The 4,843-nt window shown below is 60.8% G+C and carries 3 protein-coding genes and 1 pseudogene; 2 read left to right on the top strand and 2 right to left on the bottom strand.

Translation table 11 applies throughout. The annotated features are described in order from the left end of the window. Positions 1–55 precede the first annotated feature (55 nt). Entirely contained in the window at positions 56–2,569 is a 2,514-nt protein-coding gene (gene recG / locus NW843_RS06385) for an ATP-dependent DNA helicase RecG (protein WP_414522439.1), read from the bottom strand. A 206-nt stretch (positions 2,570–2,775) separates the two neighbouring features. Further along, entirely contained in the window at positions 2,776–2,868 is a 93-nt protein-coding gene (psaM, locus tag NW843_RS06390) for a photosystem I reaction center subunit XII (RefSeq protein ID WP_011434349.1), read from the bottom strand. Between the two features lie 371 nt (positions 2,869–3,239). Here psaM and glyA point away from each other — a divergent pair, with 371 nt between their 5' ends. Beyond that, positions 3,240–4,565, top strand: a complete 1,326-nt coding sequence (glyA, locus tag NW843_RS06395; RefSeq protein WP_414522440.1) for a serine hydroxymethyltransferase — start codon at positions 3,240–3,242, stop codon at positions 4,563–4,565. A gap of 24 nt (positions 4,566–4,589) precedes the next feature. Then, a pseudogene (locus NW843_RS06400) lies at positions 4,590–4,843 on the top strand (undecaprenyl/decaprenyl-phosphate alpha-N-acetylglucosaminyl 1-phosphate transferase); the annotation flags it as partial.

The following is a 4,843-nucleotide window of genomic DNA, read 5'->3' on the forward strand; positions in this document are numbered from 1 at the left end:
TTTCAGTATAGTTGAGCTTATTATTGACTAGAGTCATGCTCCAATTGCCCCTAGCTTAGGTCAACAACCCAGGGCCCAAGAGACGGGCCTGACGCTCTTCCAGTATGCGGCTTAAGGGGGGCCAGCGCTTCAGGTCGGGGTCTTGGACAATAAGCTGCTCTGCCGCCTGGCGGGCCAGCTGCAGCACCTCTTGATCCTCTATGAGACTGGCCAGGGCAAAATCGGGTAGCCCCGACTGGCGGGTGCCCATCACCTCCCCTGGGCCGCGGAAGCGCAGATCCATCTCGGCAATGAAAAACCCGTCGTGGGACTGCTCCAGCACCTTGAGCCGCCGCAGGGCCTCCTCGCTTTTGGATCCTGTCATCAGGATGCAGTAGGCCTGGTCAGATCCCCGCCCTACCCGCCCCCGCAGTTGGTGCAGTTGGGAGAGCCCAAAGCGCTCCGCATGCTCCACCAGCATCACCGAGGCATTGGGCACATCTACCCCCACCTCCACCACCGTGGTAGAGACCAGAATATCCAGCTCCCGCCGGCGAAAGGCCGCAATGACAGCTTCCTTCTCGCTACTGGTCAAGCGCCCGTGCAGCAGGCCCACCCGAAATTGGGGGAAGACCTTTTCCTGCAGACGCTGGTGTTCCTCGATGGCAGATTTGAGATCCAGCTTCTCCGACTCTTCAATCAACGGCAGCACCACGTAGGCCTGCCGCCCTTGGGCAATTTCCCGCTCGATAAGCCGCATCACCTGCAGGCGATCCCCTGGCCGGGCCACCAGGGTGTGCACGGGCTTGCGCCCCGGCGGCAGCTCGTCAATTTGGGTAACATCCAGATCCCCATGCAGGGCCAGGGTGAGGGTGCGGGGGATGGGGGTAGCGGTCATGGTGAGGACATCGGGGTGATCCCCTTTCTGTTGCAGAGCGGCCCGCTGCTCCACGCCAAAGCGGTGCTGCTCGTCGATGACCACCAAGCCCAGGTTGCGAAACTGCACTGCCGGCTGGATGAGAGCATGGGTGCCCACCACCAAGGGCAATTCCCCGGTCTGCAACTGCCGCAGGATCTCCCGGCGCTTAGCAGGGGGCGTGGATCCAGTCAACAGTTCAACGGGCACCTGCAGCTGGCTGAGCCATTCCACCAACTTGCGGTAGTGTTGCTCGGCCAAAACCTCGGTGGGAGCCATGAGGGCCGCCTGCCAACCGGATTGAATGGCTGCCAGCACAGCTGCCACCGCCACCACGGTTTTGCCGGATCCCACATCTCCCTGCAAGAGGCGGTTCATGGGCAAGGGATCCCGCAGATCCGCTAGGATCTCGTCGATGGCCCGCTGCTGGGCAGCGGTAAGCTGAAAGGGCAGGATTTGGTAGAAGCGATCCAACAGCTCCCCTCTAGCCGGCTGGTAACGAGGTATGGCCTGAGCTTGGGCACGATAGCGGTGTCGCCGCTGCAATAGGCTTAGTTGTAGGTAGAAAAACTCATCGAACACCAGCCGCCGCCGGGCCTGGGCCAGCAGCTCTCGGGTCTCAGGAAAGTGGATCTGCTGCAGGGCAACAGGCAAGTCCAAAAGCTGCAACTGCCGCTTGAGATCCGCCGGCAAGGGATCCTCCACCAAGGCCGCCGCCGGCAAAGCTAGTTGCACCGCCTTGCGCACCAGATCGGCGGGGATCCCTTCTGAGAGAGGGTAAACTGGCAAGATCTTGCCCAGCCTGTCCAGCTCCTCGCCCTCTCCCCCCAGCACCTCCAGTTGCGGGTTATCCAGCGTTAGGCCCAACCGGCCCTTTTTGACCAGGCCGCTGGCAGCCACCAGGGCCCCCTTGGGGTATTGCCGCTCCAGGGAAGCTTGCCAACTGCGCTGGGCAAACTGCCGCCCGCTGTAGAAGCGGCTGAGGGTAATTACACCACTTTTGTCGGCAATCTTTAGGTTGAAGATGGTCAGCGAGGGATTCTTAGGGCTGGTAAAGCAACTGCAACTTTTCACCGTCCCTACAAGGGTAACGGTCTCCCCCACCTTAGCTTGGCGGATGAGCACCCGCCGGGAATAGTCCAGGTAGTCGCGGGGGAAGTAGTACAGGGCATCCCGCACGGTGTGCAGGCCCAGTTGTGCCAGTTTCTCCGCTGACTTGGGACCAATGCCTTTGAGAAACTGCAGCGGCTGCTCCAGGCTGAGGCCGGCGGGGAGAGATGGGGAAATCGTGCTCCGCCCTGCCTCTGGGGGGGTTGTTGCTACGCCTACGGCAGGGAAACCAGAGCGCTGTGGCAACGAGGCTGCAAACGAGCCAGGTTGGTGGGAACTCGGTCGGGACAGCTCTTGCTGACGTCGGACTCGCTCCAGCCAGCGGCGAGTTTCGGCCACCAGGTGCTGGCGTTCGGGCAGCTCCAGCTCCGGGTACAAGGTATAGCGGGATCCCAGTTCTCGCCACCGCCGCCGGTCATCTCCACTCAGCGCCCAGTCAGAGGGGGGATCCTGTCCGAACACACTCCCCAAAAATTGGGAGAAGGTCTGCTCTCGCCCCCGCAGGTCGGTAAACCCCACCTCTGCTTCTAGGGAAAGGGCGCGCTGAAGCCGCTGTAGATCCACCTGGCTCAAGTTGCTTGGCTGCCGGGAGTGCTCCTTATCAATCCAACTTTAGCCAACAACGGCAGGACAACCGAAGGAGTGCAGCAGCGCAAGCCACACTTTCCATTCCTTGATAAAGAAAAAAGCCTGCCTTATTACTCCGCAACACTGTCGTGACGGGGCAGGCCGAAGGGATCCAGAGGCACTTTTTGGGAGATGCAGGAGCTTTAGCTACGGGCCAGGGCGGATCCCAAAAGCAGAGCCATCACTGCCGGCACCAAGGCAATCGCCAGGATGGTGAAAACTTGTGCGTCCGTCATAACCAACTCCCTAACAGTGGAATTGCACAAAAGTTAGCCCCCTCACTCTACCGTAGCTTGAGGGGTAGCCTTGACACCGAGAAGAAAAGCTCAACATTCTTTACAAAGCAGCCCTTGCCCATCCCGCTTGACCGTGGCTCCCAGATCCTCTGCTTGGATCGATGTTGCTCCGCAACGCTGTCGCGACTGACATTCTCCCCACCCCTAAAGCTAGGGATTCTTTCTCAGTTTTGGGGTTTTACCCCAGGCAGAAAGGCCGGGGCCTGCGCTGCTGGTTTGCGGGTCATGCTACGATGTTGCTCCGCAACGCCGTCGCGACGGCGAAGCAGTTCTTGCCCATTCCTCCTGCGAAGTTCGGTCTTGGCGTCATCATGGTAGCTGCTCCACAAAGTCTGACCACCTCACGGGATAGCTTGGCCATCCTGGCGGAAACGGATCCCTTGGTTTACCGCCTGATCCAGGAAGAGCTCAACCGGCAGCGGGATCACCTGGAGATGATCGCCAGCGAGAACTTCACCTCTCCTGCCGTCTTGGCAGCCCAGGGCTCGGTGCTCACCAACAAGTATGCAGAAGGGCTGCCGGGCAAGCGCTACTACGGCGGCTGCGAGTTTATTGACGAGATTGAACAACTGGCCATTGACCGGGCTAAGCAATTGTTCGGGGCAGCCCACGCCAATGTGCAGCCCCACTCGGGGGCGCAGGCCAATTTCGCTGTTTTCCTGGCCCTGCTGCAGCCAGGAGACACAATTATGGGCATGGATCTTGCCCACGGCGGCCACCTTACCCACGGCTCCCCGGTAAACGTCTCCGGCAAGTGGTTCCGCGTGGTGCACTACGGGGTGCATCCGCAGACGGAGCGGATTGATTTTGACCAAGTGCGGGATCTGGCCCTGCAGCACCGGCCCAAGCTGATCATCTGCGGCTACTCTGCCTATCCGCGGACAATTGACTTTGCCGCTTTCCGCGCCATTGCCGACGAGGTGGGGGCCTATCTTCTGGCCGACATTGCCCACATTGCCGGCTTGGTGGCCACTGGACATCACCCCAACCCCGTGCCCCTCTGCGATGTGGTGACCACCACTACCCACAAGACGCTGCGAGGGCCGCGCGGGGGACTCATTCTCACCCGCGACCCAGAATTGGGCAAAAAGCTGGATAAGGCAGTGTTCCCCGGCAGCCAGGGGGGGCCGCTGGAGCATGTTATTGCTGGCAAGGCGGTGGCCTTTGGAGAAGCCCTGCAGCCCAGCTTTGCCCAGTACTCGGCGCAGGTGATCGCCAATGCTCAGGCCCTGGCGGGATCCCTGCAACGGCGAGGCATTCGACTGGTTTCCGGGGGCACCGACAATCACCTGATGTTGCTGGATCTGCGCTCGGTTTCGGCGGTGCTGGAAAAAACTGGGGCGGCGGATCCGGTAATGACGGGCAAACGGGCGGATCGGCTGATGGGGGAGATCCACATCACCGCCAATAAGAACACCATTCCCTTCGACCCACAGCCGCCCTTTGTAGCTAGCGGCCTGCGTCTGGGATCCCCAGCCTTGACCACCCGCGGCTTGGGGCCAGTAGAATTTGAGGAAATTGGGGAGATCATCGCCGATTGTCTGTTTCAGCCTGAGGAGCCTGCTGTATTGGAAGAGTGTCGCCAGCGGGTGGCCCAGCTCTGTCGTCGTTTCCCCCTCTACCCCCACTTGGGATAACCGCAATCCTCGCCACGGCTTGCTATGCCCTACTTGGTTGCCTTTCTGGCTGCTGCCTGTGTGGTTCTGTGGGCAACCCCGGTGGTGAAGGCGGTCGGGATCCGCAGTGGCCAGTTGGACTTTCCCGACGAGCGCAAGATCCACCAGCAACCGATGGTGCGCCTGGGGGGGGTTTCCATCTTTTTTGGCAACTTGGTGGCCCTGCTGTTGCTCTGGGGAGCCGGAGCTTTTGGGGGCTTGCGCACCGAGCAGGAGTACGAGATTTGGGGGGTGACGAT

This window comes from Synechococcus sp. R5-12, assembly GCF_047502655.1.
Classification (GTDB): domain Bacteria; phylum Cyanobacteriota; class Cyanobacteriia; order Thermostichales; family Thermostichaceae; genus Thermostichus.